This is a genomic window from Kitasatospora sp. NPDC041917, from assembly GCF_055589745.1.
The window spans coordinates 467,296-470,704 of the sequence record NZ_JBVJBI010000001.1 but is presented as its reverse complement, the minus strand read 5'-3'; the positions used below and the strand labels follow the sequence as shown (position 1 = coordinate 470,704).

General features: G+C 72.0%; 5 protein-coding genes. 4 read left to right on the top strand and 1 reads right to left on the bottom strand.

Features of this window, described 5'->3' with window-relative positions:
• Positions 1 to 86, top strand: an 86-nt coding sequence (locus ACZ6EM_RS02175; protein WP_094743042.1) for an acyl-CoA dehydrogenase family protein, incomplete at its 5' end; no start/stop codon positions are given.
• 110 nt (positions 87 to 196) lie between these two features.
• On the top strand, positions 197 to 934 hold the full coding sequence (locus ACZ6EM_RS02170) for a TetR family transcriptional regulator (protein ID WP_387695925.1): 738 nt from the start codon (positions 197 to 199) through the stop codon (positions 932 to 934).
• Positions 935 to 1,276: 342 nt separating this feature from the next.
• Here ACZ6EM_RS02170 and ACZ6EM_RS02165 read toward each other — a convergent pair whose 3' ends face one another.
• Complete coding sequence (locus tag ACZ6EM_RS02165; RefSeq protein WP_465771388.1) at positions 1,277 to 1,891, bottom strand: MarR family winged helix-turn-helix transcriptional regulator; 615 nt, start codon at positions 1,889 to 1,891, stop codon at positions 1,277 to 1,279.
• Positions 1,892 to 2,265: 374 nt separating this feature from the next.
• Between ACZ6EM_RS02165 and ACZ6EM_RS02160 the strand changes: the two genes are divergently transcribed.
• Positions 2,266 to 2,535, top strand: a complete 270-nt coding sequence (locus ACZ6EM_RS02160) for a hypothetical protein (RefSeq protein ID WP_401053209.1) — start codon at positions 2,266 to 2,268, stop codon at positions 2,533 to 2,535.
• 435 nt (positions 2,536 to 2,970) lie between these two features.
• A partial coding sequence (locus ACZ6EM_RS02155; RefSeq protein WP_465771387.1) for a hypothetical protein occupies positions 2,971 to 3,409 on the top strand: 439 nt, incomplete at its 3' end.

The following is a 3,409-nucleotide window of genomic DNA, read 5'->3' as shown; positions in this document are numbered from 1 at the left end:
GGATGATGCGGGACGCGAAGATCACGCAGATCTACGAGGGCACCAACCAGGTCCAGCGGATCGTGATGGCCCGCAACCTCCCGTAACCCCACCCGTAACCCCACCCGTAACCCCACCCCGACGTGCACCGACGGCGGGTCGGCCGGCCGCCCGGCCGTCGGTGCCGAGGCATCGTCCCGATGCTAAGTTCCGGTGAATGAGTGAGAAGGAAGAGCAGGACCAGTCCATGAATGACGGGCCCTCGAAGCCGGCGATGCGCGAGGCGCTGGTGGCCGCGGCCTTCGAGCTCTTCCTGGAGCGCGGCTTCGAACAGACGACCGTCGACGACATCGTCTCGCTGGCCGGCGTCGGCCGGCGCTCCTTCTTCCGCTACTTCCCGGCCAAGGAGGACGTGGTCTTCCCCGACCACGAGCGCAGCCTCGCCGAGATGACGGAGTTCCTGGAGTCCGGCACCGGTGAGGAGGACCCGGTCAGGCACGCCTGCGACGCCGCCCGCCTGGTCCTGCGGATGTACGCCGAGCAGCCCTCCTTCTCCGTCCAGCGCTACCGCCTGACCCGCAAGGTGCCCGGCCTGCGCGCGTACGAGCTGTCCGTGGTCTGGCGCTACGAGCACACCCTGGCCGCCTATCTGCGCGGCCGCTTCGCCGACCGCCCCGACGGGCCGCTGCGTGCGGACGTGATCGCCGCGGCCGTCGTCTCCGCGCACAACCACGCCCTGCGCACCTGGTTGCGCTCGGGCGGGGAGAGCGACTGGGTGGCCGAGGTGGACGCGGCGATGGCCTTCGTCACCGGCACCTGGGGCGAGCGCCAGGGCGAGGCCGCCGAGGGCGAGTCCGACGACGTCGTGGTCCTGGTCGCCAGCCGCCGCGCGCCGCTGTGGCGGATGGTCCAGGGCATCGAGAGCGCGCTGGGCGCCGACGCCCGCCAGGTCTGATCCGGGCAGGCCACCCTGGGCGTGCTCGCCGCCGATCCGGCCGACTGGCCGGTCGGCGCGCTGCTCGCCCTCGTGCTCTTCAAGGGGCTGGGCTGGTCGATCGCCCTCGGCAGCCTGCGCGGCGGCCCGATCTTCCCGGCGCTCCTGCTCGGTACGGCCCTCGGCACGGTCTGTGCGCCGCTGCCCGGCTTCGGGGCCGCGCCCGCCCTGCTCGGCGGCCAGGTGGCCGACCCGATGCCGCTGCTGATCGTGTCCACGGTGGCGGCCTTGATCACCGCGGAGTGGTTGCGCGGCCGGTCGAAGCGGGGCGCCGCTCCGGCCGGCCGCGCGGAGGCCCCGGGGTCAGCTGACGTCCGGGCCCGGGCCGTCCGCGACCGCACCCAGGTACTGCTCGATCTGCTGCTGGTTCTCCACCAACCGCAGGCACAGGTGTCGCAGTTGGGCCATCTCCTCGGGGCTGAAGCCGCGGAACACGGCGGCCATCGCGCGCTCGGTGGGCACCCGGAACTCCTCCAGCCAGGCCAGCCCTTCGGGCGTCGCGGTGACCAGCACCGCCCGCCGGTCGTTCGGGTCGGGGGAGCGGCGGGCCAGCCCCTCCCGCTCCAGGGTGTCCACCAGGCCGGTCGCGTTGCGCGCGCTCACCCCGCCGGCCCGGGCCAACTCGCCCACGGTCAGCCCCGCTTCTCCCGCTTCTCCCGCTTCACCCGCGGCCCCGAGCCGCACCAGCACATCCAGCGCCCCCGCGCTCAACCCCCGTCCCTGCGATCCGTGCGCCCGCAGCTTCTCCACCGCGTGGAACGCCGACCGCGCTGCGGCCGCGGCCTCCAGTGCCAGGGTGTCCCCGCCCTTGGTGAACGCGCCCATGGCCGTCCGCACCCTGCTGTCGTAGAGCCGGCCCTCGGCATCCCGCCCCAGCGGACCGGCCGACGACTCCAATGATTTATTTACCTGCTTCATAATGAAGTTATTCTGCACTTCGCGGGAATCCTGTCAAGGGGCGGCGACCCGCCAACTCGGCCGCAGTGGACGAGACTTCGGCGGAAGCCGGAGGCGTGCTCGGCGGGAGCCGGTCGGCGTCGGGCCGCCGGGGGAGTGTCCTGTGCCATGGGTCGGGCGGGGCCGTTGGAGTGTCGTGGGCCTGCTCCGATCGAATGACCCCCACGGCAGTCGTCCGATATGTGTATCCGCTGGTCACTGCGGCGAGTCAGAGGCCACGTCGGCCGGAGTGGGCACCGTGTCGGTTGCGGCGGGATGTGGCGCGTGGCTCCCTGAGTCGGGGCGGGCCGATCGGTGTCGCCACCTCAACCGGAAACTCCGTGGAGGAGACCTTCATGCGTGCTCTCAAGCGTGTCCTGGCCGTCGGTTCCCTCGCCGTCCCGCTCGTGCTCGGCTGCGCCGGCCTGGCCTCGGCCCACGACGGCCTGGACGCGAGCTGGGGCAAGGGTCAGTTCATCGCCAATCAGAGCGGTGCCGGTGTCGCCGGTTCCGAGTCCTCCGTCGGTCCCGACGGCGTCTCGCACATCGACTTCTGGATCTGGGCGGACGACAACGGCGTCTCCGGCTCCTTCACGGGTTCGAGTGCCACCTGGAACCACGGGTGACAGTGAGTGACATAGGTGGCGAATCCCCCCGGAGTTCCCGCGAACTCCGGGGGGATTCGCCTGTGCCCGAAGCGGCGCTCCCGCCGTTCCGCGGGCTCGGAGGTCCCGGCCAACTGTTCCCGTACGGCGGGCCGTTGTATCGAGCCGTTCGCATGATGACTCCGTCGAGGGGTGGCTCCGCAGGGGCGGTCCGCGGCAGGGGCCCGGCGACGACGGAGGGTGGCGCGGAGTGACGCAGAGTGCTCCAGCCGACTGATCCTGTCAGATAGGCATACGAACGGTATTTCCGCTGGTGGGGGCGGCGATTCTGACGGGACGTGAGGCCGGACGGGTCGCGGTGCCGGTTGCGGCGGGATCCGGGGCGTGGCTCTCTGAATCGCGGCGGGGCTGAACGGCACCGCCACTCAACCCAGAAACTCCGTGGAGGAGATTTTCATGCGTGCTCTCAAGCGAGTCGTGGCTGTCGGCGCCCTCACCGTCCCGCTCGTGCTCGGCTGCGCCGGCCTGGCCTCGGCCCACGAAGGCATCGACGCGAACTACGGCAAGGGCTTCTTCACTGCCAACGAGGACGCCGCCGCCCTCGCGGCGGTCGAGTCCCACGTCGGCCACGACGGTGTCTCGCACGCCAGCTTCTGGATCATTGCGGAAGACGAGGGCGTCACCGGCTCCTTCACGGGTGCGGGTGCCACCTTCAACGACGAGGACGTCGCCCCCGCCGCCGCCCCGGCGGCCGAGGCTGCTGCTCCCGCGGCCGAGGCTCCCGCTGCTGCCCCGGCGACTGAGGTTGCTCCCGCTGCCGTCCCGGCGGCCGAGGTTGCCCCTGCTGCCGTCCCGGCGGCCGAGGTTGCTCCCGCTGCCGTCCCGGCGGCCGAGG